Source organism: Acidimicrobiales bacterium (genome assembly GCA_036399815.1).
Lineage (GTDB): Bacteria > Actinomycetota > Acidimicrobiia > Acidimicrobiales > DASWMK01 > DASWMK01.
On record DASWMK010000082.1, the window covers coordinates 12178 to 34950 of the forward strand.

Sequence of the window (22773 nt, forward strand, 5' to 3'; positions counted from 1 at the left end):
CCGTGGGACGCGAGGGCTACTTCAACCGACCTGTGCGACGCGCCCATCGCTCGACGTCCGGCCACGCCCACAGGTGTCCGAGCTTCACGCGCGCGATGGGCTGCGGGAAGTCTGCGTGCCGTCGGCGCCAGTCGTGGACGACGCTCGGCTGCTTCGCGCCTAGGCGTGCGGCGATCTCGCTCGCGCTGACGATGTCGTCGACGTCGACCTTCCGACCCACCGGCGGGCAACGCTAGGCGTCGCACCGTTACCCCCGAGGCGAGTGCGACGACTCTATCGCAACAGTGGTAGAGTGGCGTTGCCGCTTGCCGGCCAGTTCGCGAGCCCGCTGCCGACTTCCGCGCCGCCGTCGCGTCGCCCGACCTAAGGGGTCAGCGTTGGCCAAAGAGGCAAGCCGAAGAGAAGGGTGGTTCGCGCCGAGCGGATCGAGGCGGTCGATCGAGCGGGCCGCCGGCGAGTGCGCATCGGTGTGATCGGCCAGGGGCTCGACGGCGACGACCTCGTCGGCATGGACGTCTTCGATGGACGCGGCCGCTCGACGCTCACGGTCGCCCTCGACGACACCGGTGTTGCGTGCATCTCGTTCGCCATCAACGGCGACCAGGCGATGGTCCTTGGACGGCGGACTGTGGCCGGCTCACACGATCAACGGGAGCCGTACGTCGTGCTTCTCAACCAGGACGGCGCTGCGATCGCATCGCTCGGGGGCGGCGGAGCGTGTCACGGCTCGACCTGAGGCATCCCTGGGGCGCTCGTCGTACGAGCCGGGACCTAAGAGGCCTGCGGCGTCAACTCCGCTCGGAAGAGACGCTTCGGGTTCTCACGGGGGCGGTCCTCGTCGGCCTCGCGTACTGCCTGCAGGTCCCCCGGAGGGGGACCTGCAAGGGTGTATCGGCGGGATCGGGCCGCTTCGCACACGGCCGACGCGTTGATCGCGGCTCAAGCGCGACGCGAGCTGCCCATGCCCGCCGGCGGAGATCGCCATCCGACGCTCGTCGCGAAGGGCGGGCTGGGCCGCATCTCAGAAGCAGGACGACCGGCGTGGGCTCACCGCTCCCGACCTTGGGTCGTCCGGCCGCCCGCCAGGGCCCAGAGCCGGGGGGACGCCGGGCCGGGGCGGGCGGATCAACGACGTCGACTTGGGCGAGCCTCGTCGAGCCTGACGCGAGCGCGAGGGATGGCGTAGTGCGCCCTAAGCCACGTGGCGGGGTAGGGCGGAGACAGTGCGGCGTAGGTTGGACCGGTCCGTGACGGAGTGCCAGCGCGCGAGGTCAAAGGGCCCTAGTCGGTGAAGGGCGCGGACGATCGGAGCGAGCGGCCGCCGGTCTCCCGTGTGCCGACGCCGAACTGGTGGCCCAGGCCGAATGCTTCACGCCGTATGGGTGCTATCGCATGGGAGGCGTTCCGGACGGCCAATCCAGAGTTCGATGTTCGAGGACGCATCGACGACCGCGAGCCTCGCCGAATGCCGGTTCACCCGTAGCACCTCGACCACTTCGGCGTCACCCGCCACGAGCTCTACGTCCGGCGAACACCCGTCCGGCGTCCGTGAGTCTGTCGGATGCATTCGCGAGGAGACGCCCGAGGCGAACCGTCGGGCGACGAGCAGCCCGTTTGCGGGCGGCGATCGCCTCACGCGCGTGGTGGTGCACGGCCGTCGGGTCGACGCGTCCGTCGCCTGCGCCGCTGCCCGATCGATAGGCGCAGCCGTTCACACATCCAACGCTTATCCGCTCGGCCTGGTGTTGGCGCAGATCGAAGCGCAGCGGGCCTGGGTCACCGAATCCGCTTGGAGCGACGATCAGCGAGAGGAACTGGTTCGTCATGGCTGATGCCGCAGCGAGGGAGGCGGCGAACACGTTCTGGCGCACGCGTAGAGGGCTGTCCGCCGGCAGATTCGCGATGTAGCTCGAGTCGTCGAGGCTGCCGTCGCGCTCGAGCTGCACGTCGCTGACGTCGTACTGGCCGACGCATCGAATGCAGGCGCGTCCGGCCGCGGCGACATGGGAGCGCCAGTAGGCGTTCCGCAGCCCGCCCGGACCCGGCTCGAGGCGGACCCCGCCATCGATGACCGGGATCGCGTCTGCGTAGGCGATCGTGTTGAGCACGTGACGCGGCCAGGGACGATCGACGCACGAGAAGATCACGTCCCAGTCGAGCGCGTCGACGAGGGCCTCTCGCTCGCAGACGCTCGCGTCGTAAACCACCGGCTCGAAGTGCTCGGCTGTCGCTGCGGCGACGATCGTCCGGGCTGCAATGTCGGCCTTCGACCGATGCAACAGAGCGTCGGTCGCCGTTGCGCCGTGGAGGCGGTCGAGGTTCACAATCTCGACGGAGTCGAAATCCATCACCCCGATCCGCTGGACGCCGGTCCGGGCGAGCATCTCGAGGATGAGCTGGCCGACGCTGCCTGCACCTACGACCAGCACGCGCAGCCTTGCGAGATCCGCTTGGACGGCGTCGCCCCACGAATGGAGCGTGCGTAGCTGCGACTCGGTCGTAGGAGGGGCCGGCCGAAGGCTCGGGTGGTACGTCATCGCGAGCTTCGTGCCGATCATTCGGATGGTGGCTGCCTCGCGATGGCTGATGGTCGAGCCGGTGCCCTGATCCCAGCGCCGTGCACTCCAGGTCTGGTTGCCGGTCCCGAGAGTCATTCCGACCAGCGGCTGCCCGGTGATGCCGCGAACCAGGTTGGCGATCTTCTTCTCGCTGGTCGCGTCTGCGCTTCCCGCCGGCGCGTTCTGCCACGACGTTGCGCCCGGATGGGAGTGCAAGACGGCGACTCCGGCGCCGGCAGCGGCTGCTGCTTGTGCCGCTCGGTATGCGTACTCGCCAGTGAACGACGCTGTCCCATGCACGTCGCGCTCGCCGCGGCCTGGCAAAATAGCGGCGCCGATTACTGCGGTCTCTCGCCTCCGGCCGGTGGAGGGTCGCCACAGGGCGAAGCAGACGTCCTCCTGGCCATCGTCACGCGTGAGGTGGGCGCTCAGCGCTGTGTGCTCGTCTTTCGCGATGGCGATGGAGAAGTCGTGCGTCATCGCACGGCGGCGGCGAGTAGCGCGCGTGCGTGGGCTAGCCACTGTGCCGCTGGGTTCCGTCCGTGCTGCCACTGCTTGTGGGGGCGGCTCCACTTCGACCAGCCGGAGCCGAGTTCGGACCGCTGTCGCCCTCCATTGGCGAGTTCGATGTGATCGGGCAGATGTACCCAGTGGGGCGGGACCGTGGGGAAGTCTCCGGGCGGGTCGCCGCCCACCCAGACCTCCGTGCCCGCGTGCGGCCCGACGGGCACGTCGACGAGAACGAGAACGATCCCGCCGCGCTGGTCGACCCTGTGGCCGCAGGCGACCATCGCGTCGACGAACCCCTGCACTCCGGTGGTCATTCGACGGGCATGGAGCCGGTGAACAGCGACACGTAGCGGCCCCCGGGGACGAGCTGAACCTCGTCGTTGTCATGGAGGCGCTGGTCGTTGCCCTGCCCGACGACTCGCACGAGGTCGTAGTCGGCGGGGTTGAGGTTTCCGAACTTCTGCAGCACCTCGCTTGCGGTCAGCCGGCGGTCGGGGCTGGTGTGCTCGACACCGTCGAGCGTGAACGTGACCGGCGGCTGGCCGCCTTTGTCTTGGTCGGACTTGGACACGGCGTACGCCTCTCTGTGCCGGGCTCTGGGGCGGCCCGCTGCTGGACACGTACGGCGGATCGCGTTCGCACGTCCAAGGAAATTGAGCGGCGCGAATCGGGCTAGTTGTAGTGACCACGGACGTTGTTGACGGGGTCCGCGTGTGAGTGAGCCCCCGGGTGAGTGTGGAGCTGCCAGGCGACACACGAACCCGGAGCGCTCGATGCACGGTAATGCTCGGCTGACGCCGATCGGTCGACTGACGTTGGTGCTGCGGACCGAGGCGGGCCGCCCTGCGGCCGATGTGGCCGCCGAGATGGGGTGTCGCGGGCAACGGCGTACAAGTGCGGGGCGTTGGCAGGCCGAGGGGGCGGCCGGGCTGGTGGACCGGCCGAGCCGGCCCGGGTCGCGTCCGCACCGGACCTCGCCGGCGACCGAGGCGGCCATCGTCGAGCTGCGACGGGAGCTGAAGCTCGGCCCGGCCCGCATCGTGCCCGCCTCGGGGTGCCGGCGTCGACGGTGCACCGGGTGCTGTCCCGGGCCGGGCTGAACCAGCCTCGGTGGTTGGACCGACCCACTGGGCGGGTCATCCGCGGCATCGTCACCGACCGGCCAGGCCAGCTCGTCCACGTCGATGTCAAGAAGCTGGTCCGGATTCCCGACGGCGGCGGCTGGCGGGTCCACGGCGGGCCGTGCGGGCCGGCGAGGAGCCGCGCAGCCGGGGCATGAGCTACGTGCACTCCGCCATCGACGCCCACACCCGGCTCGCCTACAGCGAGATACACGACGACGAACGGGGCCCGACCACCGCACGTGTTCTGGCACAGGGCTTCCATGTTCTTGGCCGACCACGGCATCGCCGCCATCGACGCCGTGCTCATCGACAACGCCAAGAACTACACCGGCCGGGACTTCACCGCCGCCCACGACGGCATCGAACACCGCCGCATCCGGGCCTACACACCACGCACCAACGGCAAGGTCGAACGCTTTAACTGGACCCTGCTCGAGGATGGGCCTACGTCCGCCCCTACACCTCAGACACCGAACGCACCGCCGCCCTCGACACCTGGCTCCAGGCCTACAACCATCACCGCCACCACGCCGCCATCGGGGGCCCGCCCATCACCCGCGCCAACAACCCTGCGGGTCACTACAGCTAGTCGACGACGTGCGCGGTTCGTAGGAACTCGAGGTGCACGCGGTCCTTCCCGAACGCGGTCAGTTGGAGCGCCAGCTGCTGTTCGTATGTCGTCACGAAGATCTGTCGGAGCCCGTCGCCCATCCCGAGGTAGGCGAGCGTCCTTGCGACGTAGCTGCGAGCGTCTGGATCGAGGTGTTCGAGCGGCTCGTCGATGACGCAAAACGGCACCTTCGTCGTCGCGGTGAGCGCCGCAAGACGGAGCAGGAGCTTCGCGACCACGCGCTCGCCCGTGCTGAAGGCGTCGATGTCGAGGTTCTGTCCGTCGTCGAACGGGCGGCTCAGACGTCCCCTTGCGTCCAGCCGCAGACCGGGCCGGTCGTGGAAGATCGCTTCCCATCGTCGGTTCACGTCGTCGGCGATAGGGCCGAGCTGCGAGTCGAGGACACCGGTAATCGTGCTCTCCAGCGCTGTCTTGGCGACGTCGAGCGCAGCGACCTTCGTGTAGAGCGCAACGGTGTCATCTCCGCTGCTCGCCGCCTCGAGTTCCTCCAGCTTGGCGCGTGCTGCGGCTTCCTTGGCGCGAGCTTCACCTGCTCGTGCGAGCGCCCGCTCCAACTCGACGCGTGCCGTGTCGGCGTCTTCCTCGAGGGGGGTTAGATCGACGGCCTCTCCTGACGGTTGCGCCGGCGGGTCGCCGAGTCGTTCGGCGCTGGTGGCCGCCTCCGCGAGTTGCGGCACCAATGCGCGAGGTCCGTTCTGATCGACAGCTTCAAGTTCCTCTGCAGAAGCGGCGAGGTCCAACTGATGCTGCTCTTCGGCGTGGCGGCGTGCGTCGTCGTCGAGGGGTCGCCGACAGACCGGGCACTCTGCGCCGGCGGTGCGTAGCCGGGCCAGTGCCGCCTCGACCGTGGCCACTCTTTCCTCGAGACGAGCATGTCGGGCGTCGAGCTCGGCGACCTGGACACGGGCGGCTGCCGCGGCAGCTCGCGCCGTTGGACGGAGGTCGAGTTCCTCCGGCATCGTGCCGAGCAGAGACCGGAGCTTCGCCGCGAGCTTGTCACGCTCGTGCCGCCAATTCGCGTAGGCAGCGAAGGCAGCGTTGGTGGCTCTCGCAGCCGCGACATTGGCCTCAGCGCGCCTTGCACTGTCCCTGGCGCTGGAAACCGCAGCTTTCGTCTCTGCCGTGCGTCCCTCGGCGTCTTCCAGGGCACTTAGCGCGCTGCGGATTTCGGCTTGGTGCACCCCGACGGCCTTTCGGGCGTTGTCGGCTCGATCGATCGCTGCCTTCAGCCGGATGGTGATTCGATCAACGGCGTCTTGGACGTGGTCGAGGCCGTGGAGTTTCGTGAGGTGGGAGCGAAGATCGGGATCGTTGCGAGCCTCGGCGAACTGGTCCATGAGGAAGGCTGCACGTGTCGCGAAGCGGTTGTCGGCTGCCCACTCCCGCTCGAGCAGCGCGAACACCTCGAGCGGTTGCGCAGGACGGTCGTTGATCCAGGCCTGAGTTTCCAGGGTCGGATTGCGGCCCCGCCCGCTTCGTGGGAACGACAGGATGCGCTTGATGCGTACTGGTGCTTCGCCGGCGAGAAGACCCACGTCGACAGACGAGCGTGTCGCGCGGAGCCGCATCGCTCCGGCGGCCGGCTTGGCGTCACAGTCCAGCACCCACTGGAGGGCTTCGATGAACGAGCTCTTGCCAACGCCGTTCGGCGCGACGAGGAAGGTCGTGCCCGGTGAGACCTCGAGCCGAAAGCTGCGATAGGCCTTCCAGTTCTCGAGCTCGACGTATCGGATCATCGCTGGTCCTCCTCGAGCAGGGCCTCGATGACCGCGGGATCGAAGTCGGGCTCCAGCGCGCGGTGCAGGGTTCCGGCCAGCTTCGCCTTCAATGCGCCTAGCTGCCGATAGCCGGCTCGCTTGTCCTCGCCAAAGCGCGAGGCGCGCGAAATGGCGTCGTTCGCGGAAGTGTCGACGGCCGAAGCAAGGACGGCGCGCACATCGACGTATGGCGCTAGGTGCGCCGGTCCTGCAATGACGGACAGTGGGAGGCGCTTCTGCTCGAGGTACTTGTCGAGGGTGTCCACCAAAGAGAATCCCGTCAGCAGCGGGCCGCTCGAACGATCTCCGGCCGGGAGGTAGGTCGCCCCGAACAGGCTCGGCGCGTCGTACAGGTCGACGCTGTCGCCGGGCGAGATGCAGATGGCGAGCGACGACGCGTTGAGTCGCACGAGGAGCGCTTGGGCGTGATCGACGTCTCTCTGCGTCGACAGCCGCTCTGGCATCCGGACGACAGCGACTTGCGTCGTGAAATCGGTGACGCGGCACACGCCGATCCACGTCTCCGCGAGTTCGTCGGGAACCGGGAGTGACGTGAGCCGTTGCACGTCGCACCACGGCCTCCGCCACGACAACTCCGTCCGCACGGTCGCACACAGGCTGTCGGACGTGGACTCGCTGTCGTCGTCTTCGGGCTCATCGTCGTAGCTGTCAAGTGCCGCGAGCCGGTCGACCAGGTGCTGGCGTACCTCGTGGCGCGGGTCGGTGGGACCTTCGAGCGGTGTTCCCCTCCAGATGTGCTCGCCATCGGGCTCAATACCCACGAGGTTCACGTCGCTGCTGGTGACGAGTCGCTCGGCTAGGGCGGTGGAAGGGAGGCTGACCAGGAGCGTGACCCAGATGGCAAGCGGTACCGACAGTGGTGATGCGGTCTCGTCGAGAACGAGCGTGCCCTCGTCGGCGACCTCGATGTCGAATGCGACGGGGACGACGACGACTCCATCGCCGCTTCGTTGAATGCTGCGGACGAGCACAATCGCCGCTTCCTCGCCCGTTGTGAGCCACAGCTCGCCAGGTTGTGCGTCGTCAGCGGAGACGGCTTCGGTCGCGAGCGGCGTGAAGTTCGGGACGACCACCGTTGACGGATCGACGAAGTGCATCGGTGGAACACCGGTGAGGCGCTGCCGCTTGATACGACAGACGACGCAGCCACGCAGGTGTGCCTCGATCGCATCGGCCGAGGCGCGCTCGGCGACGCCCTCGACGTAGTCGAGGAGGTCGGCGTCGAGGGGATGCGCGGAATCGGGGCGGGTTGTCACTGGCAGTGGGATACGTCGAACCGGATCAGATCATCCACGATTCGGACCACCTTCGGGCTATAGCGAGCACCGCTTCGGCGATGAGTTGTCCGTCAGGGTCGTCGACGACCTCGTGCTGGAGGAGTGCGATGGCGCGTCTCCTGATGAGCGACGCCTTCGATCCGCTGACGCCGAGGAGGCTTCCGAGCGCCTCGACCGAGAGGTTCGCAAGTCCGATTGACAGCCGTTCGGCGTCGTTCAGGCGTTCGAACACCTGCCGTGCTCGCGTGTCGTTGAGGACGGTCACGCTGGTCGAGTCCACCGTCGCGGTGTACCTCTCGCCGGCCTCGTCGAACGCCGCTGCGTCGATCGACAGCGGCGCGCCGCCGATGCCAAGTCGACGGGCCAGGGCTTGCGCCATCGCCGAGGCGCGCAGCGCCCCGCCGGCTGACTGCAGCATCGCCGTGGCCGCCCGGACAACGGAGTTCGAGTCCAGGTCGGGGCTTTGCCGTTCGCCCGCCCACGACGTCGGGACGACGATGTCCAGCCAACGCACCGCGCCAACGAGTGCGTCGAGGTCCACCTGAGCAGGCTCAAAGGGGCCGGCCGACAGCGTCCAGTACACGCCGTTCCGTTCGAACTGCGGGTCGCCGCGTAGCACGTCGTTGATGCGGATGACCAGCCGACCGATCGGCGTACGGCGGCCCTGGTCGGCCAAGAAGTTGCGCACTGTCGTCTCGAGGCGCCGCCTGAGCGCCAGCTCGGTCCTGCACCGTGTCAGGTCTATAAGCCTGCGCGAGGTTTGCGGCGACGCGAGGAACTCAGCAACAGCTGTCTGGAGCGCCGGCCCTCCCCAACTGAGGTGACCTTCGGGCGGCGGGAACCCCCTCGCGATGGCAACGGCTCGGATGGTTCGCTGCAGGAGAGCGAGGAACTGGTCACCTGGTGCGCCAGCTTGCAGCTCGTCCAGGGCGCTCATAGCCCGAACTCCTCGCACACCAGCTTGAAGGTGGCGTCGTCGAGTACGAGGTCGAGCGACTTCGCGACCTTCGGCGTCCACAGCAGCGCGGAGACCGACCGAACACGGCTGAAGCGCCCGTCCTTCGTGAGTCCGCCGGCGGGGGAGTTCGCGTGGAACACGCCTTTCTTCGCCGAAGCCGATCGGGTCACGACCACGATGTCAGCATCAGCTCGCACGACCACCGCCGGCCTCGTCGGCTTAGGGTCGTTGGGGTCGAGTAAGGGCGGGTAGAGCCGGTAGAGCCGCTGAACGTCTGGTACGTAAGGCTCATCGGACGCGAACAGTCCGTCGGGAATCTCGATCAAGCTGCACCGGCGCGTGCCCGACGGTGCCGCCCGAGATGGTTCACGTCATCGTCGAGCACTTCCACTGCCGTCCCCCTACGGCGGATCGCGATCGTTCGTCCACAAGAACTTCGTGAGCCACCGCCGGACTGTGGGCTTGGACCCACCTGCTGCGAAACTACAACGATGTAACATACACCAAACGTTGCGAAACGCCCGTTCGCCGCGACAATACAGTTCCGCGGCCCGTCCATTCCAGACAGCAGTCGCTCCACCTCCTCGCCGGCAAACCCTGAGCTGGCGGGGCTGCTTGTGGTCGGGGCGCGCTCGAGCGACAGCGACTCATGGCGTAGAGCCGCAAGCCTGTTGCGCGGCAGGGGCCGACACCAGCGGGACGACGATCGGCGGAGAAGTGGGTCTGACCTGGAGGGGCCGATACGGCCCGGCACGAGCCGGCACAGAACCGTCGGACTCAAACACCTCAGCTGTCGAGCGCACGCCCGATGCCACCGCGTCGCCGAGCCAGCGATAGGTGGCGCGGTCTTGTGCGACCGCGGAGCGCCGGCCGCCGATGCATAGGCGTCAGTTGGCCGAGCCAGCGCTTCTGTGGGCAGCGCGTCGTCGCTACATCGACGTCGAAGTCTTCCCCGAGGACTGGCACGTCCTCGTGCTGCCGCCGCGGGAGCGGCGAGCGTAGGCAGTCCCGGTTTCGTCGACGCCGCGGCCTCGACCTCGCCTGAAGCCGCGCCTCGTCACTCTTCGCCGGCTGGAGGGGCCAGGAGTGCAGCCAGTTGTGTTGCCGCCTCGCGGTCGCGTTCCTTGACGAAGGCGGCGTAGACGTTGAGCGTCGTCGAGGGCTGGGCGTGGCCGAGGCGGCCGACGACGGTGACGACGTCCTGGCCGGCGGTGATCATCTGGGTCGCGACGAAGTGGCGGAGGTCGTGGAGCCTGGCCGTCGGGAGGCCGACCTTGTCACGTAGCGCACGGAACACGATCGTGGCCTTCTCGGGCCGCATCGGCTTCGAGCCGTCGGGCCACTCGGAGACGATGTAGCTGTCGCTCGCCAGGCGCGTGCACGCCTCCCGCGCTCGGTCTTCCATCAGCGAACGGTGCCGGCGGAGGAGGTCGAGAGTGCCGGCGTCGACGGCGACGACGCGGTCGGCGTGGGTCTTGGTGCTCTTGACCGTTACGTGGCCGGCGACGTCGACGACGGAGCGCCTGATCTTGATCGTGCCCGACGCCTCGTCGACGTCGTCCCACCGCAGACCACACACCTCGCCTCGCCGCGCTCCCAGGAGTGCGGCGAGGCGGATGAACATCCCCATCTCGACGGAGTGCTCCTCAGCGAGGGCGAGCAGCTGTCGCACACTCGCCGCCGACGGGGGCGCGATGCGCTGGCGTGTCGCTCGCGGCAGTGTGGCGTCGCGCGCCGGGTTCGACGCCAGCCAGCCCCACTTCACCGCTTGGCCGAGCGCGCCACGGACGATGGCGTGGATCTGGCGGACCGACGCCGGCGCGAGGCCCTCGTAGCGCTCGAGGCGGAGGTAGTAGGCGTCGAGGTCCACGACGGTCAGCTTGTTGAGCGGGCGGCGGCCGAGGTCGGGCTTCAGGCGGCGCTCGATCACGCGCCGGTACTCGCGCGCCGTGGTCGGCGAGAGTCGTTCACGCTTCTGCTCCCACCAGCGGTCGAGCAGCTGTGCGAACGTCACCCGACCGGTCGCTCGGCCGCCCGCATCGGCCTGAGCGACGAGCCGCGCGAGCTGGCGCTGGGCTTCGCGCTTGGTGCCGTGGAACGTCTCGCTCGCCTGCCGCCGTGTGCGCCGGTGATCAGGTCGGTCGAGAGCCGCACTCCGAGTTCCCACCTGGCGACTCCTCCCGCACGGAGCCCCGCACGAGCGCGACGGGACGCCGATCGGTGGGATTCTCGGTACTCGCTGCACCCGCCGCACGAAGACCGGCCTTGGCGTGCTGGTCGGGAAGTGCGCCCCCTGGGATTCGAACCCAGAACCTGCGGATTAAGAGTCCGTTGCTCTGCCGTTGAGCTAGAGGCGCGTTCGGTCGAGCCTACCGATGGGGTGACCGAGGGGACTTGAACCCCCGACCTCCAGGGCCACAACCTGGCGCTCTAACCAAGCTGAGCTACGGTCACCGTGGGAGCGACCAGCATAGGTGACGCTCCGACGCCTCACGCCAGGGCGACGCAGCGCACCGTCCCGAGGCCGCTGGCGGCGAGCTCCCACGACCGCCCGGCGTCGGTCGACACCCACACGTCCCCGCCGCCGGTCCCGAACGCCGCCGTCGAGCCCGACGCGGCGAGGCAGTGCGTGTCCACGTTCGACGGGAACCACTCCGGCAGGCCGGCATGCGCCTTCTCGAACGGGCCGCCGTCGAGCGCCCGGCGGTACACCGCACCACGGGACGTCGACGGCCCGGTCGACGCCGTCAGCAGCACGGTGTCGCCGGCCAGCGCCACCGCCCGGGCGTACGTGTCGTGCAGGCCGTCGGTCGACCAGTCGAACGTCTCGCCGCCGTCGGTGCTCATCCCGAACCCGACCGCGGCGGCGACGAGGACCACTCCGTCGGCCGCGACCACCTGGTGGGTGTCGGCGTCGACCTCGACCCGCTCGTCCCATCCGTCGCCCGTCGACCGCCACACGCCCCCGACGTGGACGTTGACGAACGCCGTCCCGTCGCCGGCGACGGCCAGCGAGCGGGTGTCGGGCGGGGCGCCCCACGGCGTGTACCACTCGTCCCGCGTCGGGATGGCGTCGAACGACGCGTCGGGCGCCAGGCCACCGCCCGCCGGCAGGCGCAGCACGTGCGCCTCCGACGTACCGACCAGCACCTCCTCACCGCCCGGCGCAGCGGCCAGGCAGTGGGCCCGGAGCCCGTCGCCGACCGCGGCGATGTCGGCCCACGCCGCGCCGGCCCCGGACGCCTCGGACCGGGCCAGCACGGCCCGCCCGTCGGCCAGCGCCCACCGGCCGGACAGGCACGTCACCGCCCGGTCCAGCACCCGCCGGGGCTCGCCCCCGTCCACCTCGTACAGCCCGGCAGTGGTCCCGACCAGCAGCATGCGCCCAAACTAGGTCCGTGCCCGAGCCGACGCGCCGGCCGCCGGCGAACGACGCCGCGCTGTGCCAGGAGGTGCGCACCCGCGTGCTCGGGCAGCGGCGCTTCCGCCGGTGGACGGTCCTCGTCGACGCCTGCGGCGGCGTCATCGGCCTGCGTGGCGTGGTCGACGACGCCGACGACGCGGCCGCCATCGTCGAGGCGGCACGCGCCGTCCCCGGCGTCGTCGGCGTGCAGGACTACCTCCACCCCTCCGACGCGCCGCCGCCCAACCTCGCCGCCGGCCGTGGTCGACGGGGAGGGGTGACCGCCGCCGATCGTTGATCGCCGCCGGCGCTGCTGCAACCGCGGCCGGCGGCCCGTCAGGGCGCGGCGCGCAGGACCGCGCCCCTCGTCCCTCCGAGCGTGATCTCGGTGATCACCCGCCCGCCGGCGTCGAGGTAGCGGCCGCCGAGGCGGATCGTGGCCGACCGCTCGCCGGCGTTGACGATCGCCGTCCCGGCGCTGAAGTCGCGGCGGTAGACGCTCGAGCCGAGCGAGCGGTAGGTGCCACGCGGCGTGCCGAGGCGGTACGAGAACTCCGGGAGCCAGCCGGTGTCGCCCCAGCCCACGATCGAGCGGCCCTGGTTGGCGAGGAGGTACGAGGCCAGCCCGTAGAGCCCGGCGGCCCGGTCGCCGTCGACCCCGCCGATCTTCATCATGGCGATCTTCCCCATGCGCTCGGCGGTCACGATCTCCTCGATGTGGGCCCGCCAGCCGGTCGTCCCCCAGTCCCACACGAACCCGGACCCGGTCGTCGAGCTCCAGTTGGTGAAGTGCTCCTCGGCGCCGCCGTCGAGGAACTGGATCCAGTCGGCCCACAGTCCGGGGACGGAGTACGCGGCGGGGATGTTGGCGAGGGCGAGGAACCCCCTCGCCTGGATGGCAGGGCCGACCCTGGCGAGGAACGACCGCATGGCCGCCCGCGCCGTCGCGTCGTCGGCGTACGGGCCGGGGTCGTTGTAGGCGGTGTTGTCGCTGATGAGGTCGTCCATCAGGACGCCGTCCCACCCGTAGCGACCGAGCTCGTCGGCGACGTTGTCGATCCAGCGGTCCTGGTAGCCCCGGTTCTCGACCCGCATCTGCCAGAACCCGGGCCACCGGTCCCACTCCATCCGGCGGCCGTCCCGCCCGATGGCGAACCACTCCGGGTGCTCGCTGTCGGCCTCGACCCAGCCGACCCCGGTCGGCAGGAACCGGGCGTCCTCGCCGTCCTCCACGAGGTCGCCGGTCGTGCGCGTGGACCCCATCGACTTGTAGACGAGGACGAGGGCGTCGGGGTTGACGGCCTTGATGTCGTCGATCAGCGGCCAGTCCCAGGCCTGGAGGGAGATGACCCGGCGGCGGGGCGCCTCGGTCCTGACGTCGAGCGGGGCGAGCGCGAAGTCGTCGAGGAACGGGCCCGGCCGGCCTGGCGACCAGCGTTCGAGCGTGGGTCTGGTCGTCGCCCCGGCAGGCGGCGCGGCGAGGAGGGCGAGCAGGACGACGAGGAGGGCGACATGGCGCCCGGCAGCAGCCATGCCATGGAACCGTAACCTCGTCGCAATACTTGACGTGAGTTAAACACTAAACCGACTTCCATGGCCCGACGCCGGCCACGCGGTCGACCGAGATCCGGAGGACGACGCCGGGCGGCGGGTCCGGCATCGGCGGGAAACGCACGTCGGGACCGAGGTACACCCGGGCGAGCCGCTGGAGGAGCTCCGGCGCGCCGCCCTCGGTGACCCGGGCCGTCCCGTACACGACGAGGTAGTGGTCGAGCCCGAACTCGTTGCGCCCGCCCGTCTCCATGGACACAGCGACGCGCCCGTCGCGGGCGACGTTCCGGAGCTTCTTCTGGCCGGGGTCGAGGTGGGCGCAGACGACCTCGTCGCCGTCGAGGCCGACCCACACGATCGACACGTGCGGGCCGCCGGCCGCGTCGAGGGTGACGAGGTGGGCCAGGTGACCGGCCTCGAGCGCCTCGCGCACCGCGGCGGTGAGCGGCGTCGGCACGGGCCAGAGCGTACGTGACGGCCGACGGGTGGAGACTGGACCCGTGGTCGATCTCGGGAAGGGCCAGTGGTACGTCGGCGAGCGCGTCGATCCGGCCGGGCACGGGCGCACCGGTGAGGCCGTCGTGCTCGACCGCGCCGACCTCACCACCCACGGGCTGCTCGTCGGCATGACGGGCTCGGGCAAGACGGGGCTCGGCGTCGTCCTCGTCGAGGAGGCGCTGCTCTCGGGCGTGCCCGTCCTCGTCGTCGACCCGAAGGGCGACCTCGCCGGCCTGGCGCTGACGTTCCCCGGCCTCTCCGCCGACGAGTTCCGGCCCTGGGTGGGCGGCGGCGACGCCGACCAGGTGGCGACCTCGTGGCGCGACGGCCTGGCGTCGTGGGGCATCGGTCCCGACCGGGTCGCCGCCCTGCGGGCCGCCGCCGACGTCACCGTCTACACGCCCGGTTCGACGGCGGGCGTCCCCCTGAACGTCGTCGGCTCGCTCGCCGCCCCGGCGTCCACCGATCCCGAGGTGGTCGGCGACGAGATCGAGGGCTTCGTCGCCGGGCTGCTCGGGCTCGTCGGCGTCGACGCCGACCCGCTGGCGAGCCCGGAGCACGTCCTGCTGTCGACCCTCGTCCAGCACGCGTGGTCCGCCGGGCAGGACCTCGACCTCCCGACCCTGGTCGGCCAGGTGCTCCGCCCGCCGATCCGCCGCCTCGGCGTGTTCGACCTCGACGAGTTCTTCCCGCCCGACGACCGCTCCGCCCTGGCCCGCCGCCTCAACGGGCTCCTCGCCTCGCCCTCGTTCGGGCCGTGGGCCGCGGGCGCGCCGCTCGACGTCGACGGCCTGCTGTTCGGGCCGGGCGGACGGCCCCGCTGCGCGGTCGTCTCCGTCGCTCACCTGTCCGACGAGGAGCGCCAGTTCGCCGTGTCGCTCCTCCTCGGCAAGCTCGTCACCTGGATGCGCCGGCAGGCCGGCACGACCGACCTGCGGGTGCTCGTGTACTTCGACGAGGTGGCCGGCTACGTGCCGCCGGTGGCGGCGCCGCCGGCCAAGGGCCCGATCCTGACCCTGCTCAAGCAGGCCAGGGCGTTCGGCGTCGGCGTGGTGCTGGCCACGCAGAACCCGGTGGACGTGGACTACCGGGGCATCGGCAACGCGGGGACGTGGATGATCGGCCGGCTCCAGACCGAGCGCGACCGGGACCGCCTCCTCGACGGCCTCGGCGCGGCGAGCGGCGGCGTCGACCTCGCCGCGCTGGCCGGGACCATCGGCGGGCTGGCCAAGCGGGAGTTCGTGCTGCGCCGACCGGGGTCGTCCGAGCCCGTCGTCATGGGCAGCCGGTGGGCGATGTCCTACCTGGCCGGCCCGCTGACGAGGGAGCAGATCGCCACCCTCACGCACGGGTCGGCCGGCGGGGCGGCGGTGGCGCCGGCCCCGGCCCCGGCCCCGGCGCCGGCCGAGCCGTCGGCGTCCGACGGGGAGCCGCCCCCGCCGGTGGCCCAGGGCCTGCCCGTCCGCTGGCTCGACCCGGCGGCGCCGTGGGCCGCGGCGATCGGCGCGGCGCCGGCCGCCACCCGCTTTGCCGCCGGCCTCGCCGCCAGGGTCGCCCTCCTGTACGACGACGAGCGGGCCGGCGTGCGCCACACCGAGGAGTGGGAGGCCGTGCTGTTCCCGCTCGGCGCCGAGGTCGACGTCGCCGCGGCCGTCGCCGTCGACTGGGACGACCGGGACCTCCGGCCCGACCCGCCCGCCGGCGCGTCCTACGTCGTGCCCGAGGCGCCCGTCGGCCGGGCCGCCACGATCACGGCCGTCCGGCGGGACCTGGTCGAGCACCTCCGCCGCCACCGCACCGTCGAGGTGCTCCGCTGCCCTGGCCTCAAGCTGTGGTCGAGGGTGGGGGAGACCGGCGAGGCGTTCGAGGCCCGTTGCCGCGCCGCGGCCGCCGACGCCGCCGACCGCGAGGCCGCCACCCTGCGCCGGCGGTACGAGGCCCGCCTCGACCGGGCCAGGGACGCGGCGGCCGCGGCGAGGGACCGCGTCGACGAGGCCGAGGTGGCGTCCCGCAGCCGGCGGAACGAGGAGGTGCTGTCGACGGTCGGCTCCGTCCTCGGCGACTTCCTCGGCGGCCGCCACCGCGTCGGCACGCTCGCCCGGCGGGCGGGCAGCGTGGCGTCGCGGCGGGGGAGGGCGGCGTCCGCCGGACGGCGGGCGGCGTCGGCCCGCAACCGGGCCGAGGAGCGCGAGGAGGACGTCGCCGAGCTCGAGGCCGAGCTGGCCGAGGAGCTGGCCGTCATCGACGAGAAGTGGCAGGCCGCGGCCGGCCAGGTCGAGCCCGTGCAGGTGCCGCTCGAGAAGTCGGACGTCGCCGTCGACGACCTCGTCCTCGTGTGGGTCCCCGTGCCCTGACCTACCATCCGTCGCGCCCCGCCCCCGTAGCTCAGCTGGACAGAGCGGCTGCCTTCTAAGCAGCGGGTCGCAGGTTCGAGCCCTGCCGGGGGCGCCCGCCTGACCTGCGGAAACGCCGGCACGGTCGGTTCTCGGCCGACCTTTTCCAGCGATTCTTCCAGCGTGCTCGCTCGATTCGTGCGAGAATGGGGGCGTCCCGGGAGTGGAGACCCGGACCCCTAGCGACGGAGGAAGCGATGAGTCGGGACAAGAACCCGGACGACCGAAGGCGCAGCGCCTCTGTTCACGCAGGTCGGTCGTGGACATGCCCGTGCGGCAAGACGGTGTACGGCAACGGCGGCAAGTCCGGACACCAGCGGGCGTGCCGCACATGGAAGGAACGCAAGCTGGCTCGGCTCGACGAGAACGTCGCCGACATTGACGCTGGCCGGTGGGGTAGCAGTCTGTCGCCGGTCGTTGTCGAGCATTACCGCCACACATACGCGCTGGAGGCAGCGCGGCTGCGCGAGGAGCTAAAGATCGCTTCCCGCTAGGGGAGCAAGCCCCCGGTCCTTCTCCACCAGTGGGGCCGGGGGCACCAGACGAGAGGGAGAAGTGTGGAGAGAATCCTTCCCGACGACGTGAACGACACGGGTCACACGGTCAAGGCGTGCATCTGCGGCCATGGCTGGGACGAGCACCTCGTCGTCGTCGGCGGCTGCCCGTTCTGCTCGTGCCGTGCGCACCCGCCGAACCAGCCAATGCCTGATCCCACCCGCGGGCAGCAGGCGGAACCATTGAGCGCCGAGGAACTGGAACGCGTCGCCTGCGCTCTCGCTGACGACCCGGTTCTGCTCCACTGCGAGAGCTACTTCGACCTCCACCGCTGGCTCTCTGGCGCGCTCGCCACCGTCGACGCGCTCACCGCGGAACGGGACGCGTTGGTGCGGGCCGCTCGGCGCTTCGTGGAGGAGTACTGGCACGGGATGCCTCGCGAGGCTGACGACGCCATGAAGGAAGTCGCGGTTCTCGTTGGACTGCGGCTGTTCTCTGGCGACGCCGCCCCCTCCGATGGACCGGAGACAACCAATGGGTGAGATCAGCCCGGAACTGCGAGCAGCGGGAGGGCGGTTCGCCGTCGAGTACAACGCCAATACCATCCTCGCTCACCAACCCGACGCCGCCGTGATCATCGCCGCGCGTGTCAACCAGGCGGCCGTCGCAGCAGGGGGAGCACCCCCCGGGATGGAGCAGTGGGGACGCGAATGTGCGGATCACGTCGACGCCACCGGCAGCGACCCGTGTGCCGTCTGCGGTGGCCCACTCGTGTCCCTGTTCCGTCTGGCTCCTGCTGCCTCAATGGAAGCGTGAAGGGCACGCTCCGTTTCCGGGCTGGCGCCTGGCGCCTGGAAGCCTCCTACACCGACGACGGCCGCCGCCGCTACAAGACCCGCACCGTCCACGCCCCCAACAACCGCACCGGCCGCCGCCTCGCCGAAACGGAACTCGTCCGCCTCGTCGCCGAAACCCAAACCGCCTCCACCCCCACAGTCGCGCCGGATGCCACCGTCGAGCAGCTGCTCCGCCGCTGGCTCGCCGTCCGCACCCCCGACTGGTCACCGACCACCGCGTCCACGAACCGCCGCTGGGTCGAAACCCGCATCATCCCCGCCGTCGGCCACTATCCCCTGACCCGGCTGACCGTCGCTCATGTCGACGCCCTCTACGCCTCCCAACGGGCCGACGGCCTCACCGCGGCGTCCGTCCGCCGCACCCACTCCATCCTCCGCGCCGCCCTCGCCCAAGCCGAACGGTGGGGACTGGTCGACCGGAACGTCGCCGCCTTGGCCCGCAAACCGGCGCTCGGCCCGCCCCGCGTCCGCCCCCCCGAACCCGACGAGATGGCGCGGCTCACCGCCGCCGCCGAACGCGACCCGGACCTCGCCGGCTGGCTCCGGGTCGCCGCCGTCACCGGCGCCCGCCGCGGCACCCTCTGCGCGCTCCGCTGGTCCGACCTCGACCTCGACAAGGGGACGGTGACGTTCTCCCGGTCCCTGTCGGTCGGCGACGAAGGCCTCGTGGTGAAAGGCACGAAGACGGGTCGGCCGTACCCGGTGGCGTTGGACCAGGGGACGGTCGGGGTGCTGCGGTCGCATCGGGCGCGGGCCGCGGAGCGGGCGTTGGCGTGCGGGGTGGCGTTGCCGTCGGACGCTTACGTGTTCGCGAGGCCGGTCCCGCCGGACGGGTCGGTGCCGTGGCATCCGGACGGGGCGACGCAACGCTTCGCCCGCCTACGCCGCGAAGCCGGGGTGGAAGGGGTCCGGCTGCATGACCTCCGCCATTTCGTGGCGACCCGCCTGTTGGCGGGTGGGGTGGACGCGAGGACCGTGGCCGGAAGGTTGGGGCATTCGTCGGCGAAGATGGTTCTCGACTTGTACGGCCATTTCGTGCCGGCGGCGGATCGGGTGGCGGCGCAGCGGATCGCCGATGTGGTCGACGGAAAGGGCTAAGAGGGACAAGCGAGGCCCCGGATACCTAAGACTGCGTTACGAACGCGAACGGCTACTTGCACGAGCCATGCAAATGGAGTGGAATCAGCGGCCCACAGGGGCTAGATGACCACATGGGGCGGGACGGGTCTCACGGGGTCGTGCCCGCCGACCTTCGTCCCCGCCAGCGGCGTGGCAGCGCGTGGGACGCTGCTCACGTTGGAGGACAGGGGTGGGAGACCTGCAAGCCGAGCTGGCCCGGCTCGAAGCGGAGATGCCGCTCGACGAGTTCGAGGCGCTGATCCGCTGGTGGAAGGAGCATTGGGGTAGGGCCGCCGCCTACCAGGCCGCCGCTCCGCCGGAGTGCATGGACGCGATCCTCCGGAAGACGACCGACCCGGTGGAGGCGCTCAACGGGATCGTCGCCGTGCTTTCGACGGTGCACCCTCAGGTGATCGACACGTTCCTGCGGAAGCTCGACGGGTGGCTGGAAGTGGTGCGGCTGCTGCGGGTCGCGGTGCGGGAGGAGGCGTCGATGCGGTTGACGATGGAGGCGTGCGCCGCGGCGCTGTCAGCCGCGGCGGCGCCGACCTCCGGCGATGTAGGCGTCGTAGGCGGCGAGCAAGGCGGCTTTGCCTCGGGTGTCGAGCCGGGGGTCGGAGGCGATCGCTTCGCGAACGGACGCAACGGAGCGGCCCGCGGCCTCGGGGGGTAGGTAGCCGAGGAGCAGCGACAGGGAGCCGGGTGTCGCGTCGAGCGCCCGTTCGATGCTGAACACCACCTTCGGCTCCGGCTGGTACTTGCCGGCAACCCACGTGGACACCGTGTTCTGAGCGACGCCGACGCGTTCGCCGAGCGCCGCTTGGCTCAGCCCGGCGGCCTCAAGGGCAGCCGCGAGCGCCCGGCCGAAGGCGACAGGCGTCTCGTCGTCCACTGCGTCCTGATCCGTCACCGCACCGCCTGGGTCTGCCGTCTCGCCTCCATCCGCGCCCGCCACGATAAGACGCCGGGACAGAGCATATGAGGATACCTGTTAGATACGTGACCGGTGTCACGTATCCTTCGCATCAGCTTGCTTGACGACTACTAGGACGGCTAGTAGCATGTCGACTGATGGAGGAAACGTTCGGCCGATGGCTCGCCAGCAAGCGTCAGGCTCTCGGCTACACGCAGGCTCGTCTCGCTGAGCTAGTCGACGTAGGCCAGACCGCCGTCTCCCACTGGGAGCGAGACGAGTGGCGGCCGACGTTCGCCAACGTGTCCCGCCTTGGTCGGGCACTCGGGGTCGACCCGGGCGAGATTGCCATGCGGCTCGTCGCCGCCGTCGCTGGGGACGCGGCGTGACCGCCACTCTCGAAGACCTGTTCGCCGCCGCCGTCGAACGCGGTGTCGCCGCCGGCCTCGCGAAACACGCGCAGCAGCCAGAGAAGATCGTGTACACGGTCGCCGAGGCGGCGCACGTGTTGCGGATCGGGGAGTCGACGGTGCGCCGCTGGGTGCAGCAGGGCTGGCTCCCGAAGCTGCCGCACACGGGGGACAAGGTGCTGATCCCGGTGGCGGCGGTGACGGGACTGGTGGAGTCGACGGTGGCGGAGTGGCGCCGCAGCCCGGTGAGGGCGGCGTGATGGCCGCGGTCGTGTCCCTCCCGGAGCGGAAGGTGATCGTCCTGGACGAGTACCGGGGCCGGCGCCGCGAGCGGCCCGTCCCGCCCACCCCGGAACCGGAGGACGCGGCATGACGCTCGTCGACACCGAGACGGGCGAGGTTGTGGAGGTGCTGTCCTTCGAGGACGCACGCGACATCCTCAACCGGCTCAAGGTCGTGGCCGAGAACATGTGCTCGCTCGTCGAGCAGTTGTACTTCGGGAGGGCGTGGATTCCGCTCGGCTACGAGTCGTGGGACGACCTGTGCTCCAAGGAGCTTCGATTCTTGTTGGTCGCTCTGCCGAAGGAGCACACCATCGGGTCGCTCCGTCAGGCAGGCATGAGCAACCGGGCCGTCGCTTCCGCGGTGGGTGTCAGCGAGGCGACCGTTCCGGCCGAAGGACGCCGCTCCCAGACGCAGCGCAGAAGGCCGGCTGGGCGTTCATCGCCGACGACGACCGGTTCTCCGCAAACGCGGAACAGGTGGCCGTCCACTGGAACGGCCACCTGTCGTACGCGGTCGAGGGTCTGCCAGGACCTGCTCGACCGCCTCACCCAGGAGAGCAGATGAGCACGACCATCGTAGCCATACCCCCGTCCACGAACGGTTCGGACTCTGCCTCCGGTGTGACCGCCGAGGTCGTCACGATCACGCCCGAGGCAGCCGCCGTGATGCTTGCGGGCAACATCGTGAACCGGAAGCTCCGCCGTCAGCGCGTTCTTCTCTACGCGAAGCAGATGGCGGCGGGGAAGTGGCGTCTCACCGGCGAGACGATCGTGTTCAGCCCGACCGGTCAGCTCCTCCAGGGTCAGCACCGGCTGCACGCGTGCATCGAAGCCGGCGTGTCGTTCCCCACCATCGTCGTCCGCGGCATCGACCCCGAGGCCATGCGCGTCATGGATTCCGGCCTCGCCCGGACAGCGGCCGACGTCACGCGGGACGAGCTGATTCAGTTCTACGTCGAGCACGCCTCCCTGCTCGATCAGGCGCACACCATCTCCGGCCCGGCGTACGGCGCCCTGCGCCACTCGCGATGTTGGCGCCGGACCCGAGCGGCGATGCCCGCTGCGTCGAACTCGGGCACCACACGTTCCTCTCCGCGGACGGGGAGTGCATTGAGGTCGTCTCCGAATCCGAGCGCCGATCCCGGCGACTGGATCATCCGAGGCGTCAAGGGCGAGTTCTACCCGTGCAAGCCGGACATCTTCGACGCGACCTACGAGGCGGTGGAGAGCTAATGCCGCACCGCCCCGAAGACCTGTTCCCGTCGGCGTTCCCGTCGTCGACTGCTGACCGCGAGCAGGAGGCGGCGGGCAGGGCGTTCCACGCCTACCTGAACCGGCTGCGGCAGGAGAACGAAGGACGCCGCATGACGAGCATCGACGCCGCTCTCGCTGCAGCAGGACCAGCCGCTCTACCGGATCGTGGGCGAGCCGTGAACCCGGTCGTCCTCGCCGCCGCCTCCGTTCTTCGCAGGCTCGTTCTTCACTCTGCTCGCCGTCGCGGCGGGCTGGTCGCTGCGCGGCGTCTACGAGGACGATGCCCGGCACCGGCCGAACCGCGTCTACTTCGGTCCTCGACCCCTGAACGACCGGCGGAGGTGGCTGTCGTGAATGGGATCACTGCTGACCACGTTCGCCGAGTGCGATCTCGGATTGCTGATGAGCAACGTTGGACGACGGACTTCTGGGCCCGCAGCAAGTCCGGCGCCGCGGTTCCGCCGTACAGCCACGACGCAACGTGCTGGTGCGTTGAAGGCGCCGCGTTGGCAGAAGGTCTGCCACTCACTCCCTTCTGCTTCGCTGTTGCTGGCCGCTCCTCGCTGGCGAAGGTGAACGACACCGACGGCCACGCCGCCGTTCTCGGCATCCTCGACGCGGCCATCGCCCGGTTGGAGACGGCGTCGTGATCCCCCCGGATGCCCCTTGGGATGCCCCGGTGTGGACCGACCGCGACGAAGCCGAAGCGGCCCGCCAGGAACACCACGACCTCCTCGCAACGGAACACGACTTCGAGTAC

At 70.4% G+C, this 22773-nt stretch carries 22 protein-coding genes, 3 tRNA genes and 1 pseudogene; 13 read left to right on the top strand and 13 right to left on the bottom strand.

Annotated elements, in window-relative coordinates:
- Positions 1-16: 16 nt before the first annotated feature.
- Complete coding sequence (locus tag VGB14_05995) at positions 17-220, bottom strand: hypothetical protein (protein HEX9992461.1); 204 nt, start codon at positions 218-220, stop codon at positions 17-19.
- 186 nt (positions 221-406) lie between these two features.
- Here VGB14_05995 and VGB14_06000 point away from each other — a divergent pair, with 186 nt between their 5' ends.
- A complete protein-coding gene (locus tag VGB14_06000) occupies positions 407-736 on the top strand; it encodes a hypothetical protein (protein HEX9992462.1) in 330 nt (109 codons plus the stop codon).
- Between the two features lie 766 nt (positions 737-1502).
- Here VGB14_06000 and VGB14_06005 read toward each other — a convergent pair.
- Both VGB14_06005 and VGB14_06010 read right to left on the bottom strand, forming a co-directional pair.
- Positions 1503-3038 carry a ThiF family adenylyltransferase gene (locus VGB14_06005; protein HEX9992463.1) on the bottom strand — a complete coding sequence of 512 codons (1536 nt, stop codon included), beginning with the start codon at positions 3036-3038 and terminating at the stop codon, positions 1503-1505.
- A gap of 340 nt (positions 3039-3378) precedes the next feature.
- Positions 3379-3639 carry a multiubiquitin domain-containing protein gene (locus VGB14_06010; protein ID HEX9992464.1) on the bottom strand — a complete coding sequence of 87 codons (261 nt, stop codon included), beginning with the start codon at positions 3637-3639 and terminating at the stop codon, positions 3379-3381.
- A 202-nt stretch (positions 3640-3841) separates the two neighbouring features.
- Between VGB14_06010 and VGB14_06015 the strand changes: the two are divergent.
- Positions 3842-4781: pseudogene (locus tag VGB14_06015) on the top strand (IS481 family transposase).
- Here the strand turns inward: VGB14_06015 and VGB14_06020 are convergent.
- The 8 genes from VGB14_06020 to VGB14_06055 form a co-directional block, all read right to left on the bottom strand.
- Positions 4778-6559 carry an AAA family ATPase gene (locus VGB14_06020; GenBank protein ID HEX9992465.1) on the bottom strand — a complete coding sequence of 594 codons (1782 nt, stop codon included), beginning with the start codon at positions 6557-6559 and terminating at the stop codon, positions 4778-4780. The pseudogene VGB14_06015 and the gene VGB14_06020 overlap by 4 nt on opposite strands.
- Complete coding sequence (locus VGB14_06025; GenBank protein HEX9992466.1) at positions 6556-7857, bottom strand: hypothetical protein; 1302 nt, start codon at positions 7855-7857, stop codon at positions 6556-6558. Before VGB14_06025 ends, VGB14_06020 begins: the two co-directional genes overlap by 4 nt.
- A 25-nt stretch (positions 7858-7882) precedes the next feature.
- Entirely contained in the window at positions 7883-8815 is a 933-nt protein-coding gene (locus tag VGB14_06030; protein HEX9992467.1) for a hypothetical protein, read from the bottom strand.
- The gene (locus VGB14_06035; protein ID HEX9992468.1) at positions 8812-9162 is read right to left on the bottom strand and encodes a hypothetical protein; all 351 of its coding nucleotides are present in this window, start codon (positions 9160-9162) and stop codon (positions 8812-8814) included. The genes VGB14_06030 and VGB14_06035 overlap by 4 nt, the downstream gene beginning before the upstream one ends.
- Before the next feature lie 731 nt (positions 9163-9893).
- Complete coding sequence (locus tag VGB14_06040; protein ID HEX9992469.1) at positions 9894-11090, bottom strand: site-specific integrase; 1197 nt, start codon at positions 11088-11090, stop codon at positions 9894-9896.
- A gap of 31 nt (positions 11091-11121) precedes the next feature.
- Positions 11122-11193: transfer RNA gene (locus VGB14_06045), tRNA-Lys, on the bottom strand.
- A 19-nt stretch (positions 11194-11212) separates the two neighbouring features.
- A tRNA-His gene (locus VGB14_06050) sits at positions 11213-11290 on the bottom strand.
- Between the two features lie 36 nt (positions 11291-11326).
- The gene (locus VGB14_06055) at positions 11327-12217 is read right to left on the bottom strand and encodes a hypothetical protein (protein ID HEX9992470.1); all 891 of its coding nucleotides are present in this window, start codon (positions 12215-12217) and stop codon (positions 11327-11329) included.
- Between the two features lie 17 nt (positions 12218-12234).
- On the opposite strand from VGB14_06055, the gene VGB14_06060 reads away from it, so the two are divergent.
- Positions 12235-12537, top strand: a complete 303-nt coding sequence (locus VGB14_06060; GenBank protein HEX9992471.1) for a BON domain-containing protein — start codon at positions 12235-12237, stop codon at positions 12535-12537.
- A 38-nt stretch (positions 12538-12575) separates the two neighbouring features.
- Here VGB14_06060 and VGB14_06065 read toward each other — a convergent pair whose 3' ends face one another.
- The gene (locus VGB14_06065) at positions 12576-13772 is read right to left on the bottom strand and encodes a putative glycoside hydrolase (protein HEX9992472.1); all 1197 of its coding nucleotides are present in this window, start codon (positions 13770-13772) and stop codon (positions 12576-12578) included.
- Between the two features lie 46 nt (positions 13773-13818).
- A complete protein-coding gene (locus VGB14_06070) occupies positions 13819-14247 on the bottom strand; it encodes a TIGR03618 family F420-dependent PPOX class oxidoreductase (protein ID HEX9992473.1) in 429 nt (142 codons plus the stop codon).
- Between the two features lie 43 nt (positions 14248-14290).
- Here VGB14_06070 and VGB14_06075 point away from each other — a divergent pair, with 43 nt between their 5' ends.
- The 10 genes from VGB14_06075 to VGB14_06120 all read left to right on the top strand — a co-directional run bounded on the left by VGB14_06075 (position 14291) and on the right by VGB14_06120 (position 22663).
- Complete coding sequence (locus tag VGB14_06075; protein HEX9992474.1) at positions 14291-16642, top strand: helicase HerA-like domain-containing protein; 2352 nt, start codon at positions 14291-14293, stop codon at positions 16640-16642.
- Positions 16643-16662: 20 nt separating this feature from the next.
- Positions 16663-16736 (top strand) — tRNA-Arg (locus VGB14_06080).
- 502 nt (positions 16737-17238) lie between these two features.
- Complete coding sequence (locus VGB14_06085; protein ID HEX9992475.1) at positions 17239-17718, top strand: hypothetical protein; 480 nt, start codon at positions 17239-17241, stop codon at positions 17716-17718.
- A 270-nt stretch (positions 17719-17988) separates the two neighbouring features.
- Complete coding sequence (locus VGB14_06090) at positions 17989-19131, top strand: site-specific integrase (protein ID HEX9992476.1); 1143 nt, start codon at positions 17989-17991, stop codon at positions 19129-19131.
- A gap of 211 nt (positions 19132-19342) precedes the next feature.
- Positions 19343-19825 (top strand): hypothetical protein, encoded by a 483-nt coding sequence (locus tag VGB14_06095; GenBank protein HEX9992477.1) that lies wholly within the window; start codon positions 19343-19345, stop codon positions 19823-19825.
- A gap of 398 nt (positions 19826-20223) precedes the next feature.
- Positions 20224-20454: a helix-turn-helix transcriptional regulator gene (locus tag VGB14_06100; GenBank protein ID HEX9992478.1), complete on the top strand. Its 231-nt coding sequence runs from the start codon at positions 20224-20226 to the stop codon at positions 20452-20454.
- Complete coding sequence (locus tag VGB14_06105; protein ID HEX9992479.1) at positions 20451-20735, top strand: helix-turn-helix domain-containing protein; 285 nt, start codon at positions 20451-20453, stop codon at positions 20733-20735. The genes VGB14_06100 and VGB14_06105 overlap by 4 nt, the downstream gene beginning before the upstream one ends.
- 109 nt (positions 20736-20844) lie before the next feature.
- Positions 20845-21324 (top strand): hypothetical protein, encoded by a 480-nt coding sequence (locus VGB14_06110; GenBank protein ID HEX9992480.1) that lies wholly within the window; start codon positions 20845-20847, stop codon positions 21322-21324.
- A gap of 56 nt (positions 21325-21380) precedes the next feature.
- Entirely contained in the window at positions 21381-21992 is a 612-nt protein-coding gene (locus tag VGB14_06115) for a hypothetical protein (GenBank protein HEX9992481.1), read from the top strand.
- A 404-nt stretch (positions 21993-22396) separates the two neighbouring features.
- Positions 22397-22663, top strand: coding sequence for a hypothetical protein (locus VGB14_06120; GenBank protein ID HEX9992482.1), 267 nt, complete (start codon positions 22397-22399; stop codon positions 22661-22663).
- The last annotated feature ends 110 nt before the right edge of the window (positions 22664-22773 follow it).

Excerpts from the sequence above, each read along its gene's own strand:
- VGB14_06005 (HEX9992463.1), bottom strand. The coding sequence starts at position 3,038 with ATGACGCACGACTTCTCCATCGCCATCGCGAAAGACGAGCACACAGCG.
- VGB14_06020 (HEX9992465.1), bottom strand. The coding sequence starts at position 6,559 with ATGATCCGATACGTCGAGCTCGAGAACTGGAAGGCCTATCGCAGCTTT.
- VGB14_06030 (HEX9992467.1), bottom strand. The coding sequence starts at position 8,815 with ATGAGCGCCCTGGACGAGCTGCAAGCTGGCGCACCAGGTGACCAGTTC.
- VGB14_06055 (HEX9992470.1), bottom strand. The coding sequence starts at position 12,217 with ATGCTGCTGGTCGGGACCACTGCCGGGCTGTACGAGGTGGACGGGGGC.
- VGB14_06065 (HEX9992472.1), bottom strand. The coding sequence starts at position 13,772 with ATGGCTGCTGCCGGGCGCCATGTCGCCCTCCTCGTCGTCCTGCTCGCC.
- VGB14_06100 (HEX9992478.1), top strand. The coding sequence starts at position 20,224 with ATGGAGGAAACGTTCGGCCGATGGCTCGCCAGCAAGCGTCAGGCTCTC.
- VGB14_06110 (HEX9992480.1), top strand. The coding sequence starts at position 20,845 with ATGACGCTCGTCGACACCGAGACGGGCGAGGTTGTGGAGGTGCTGTCC.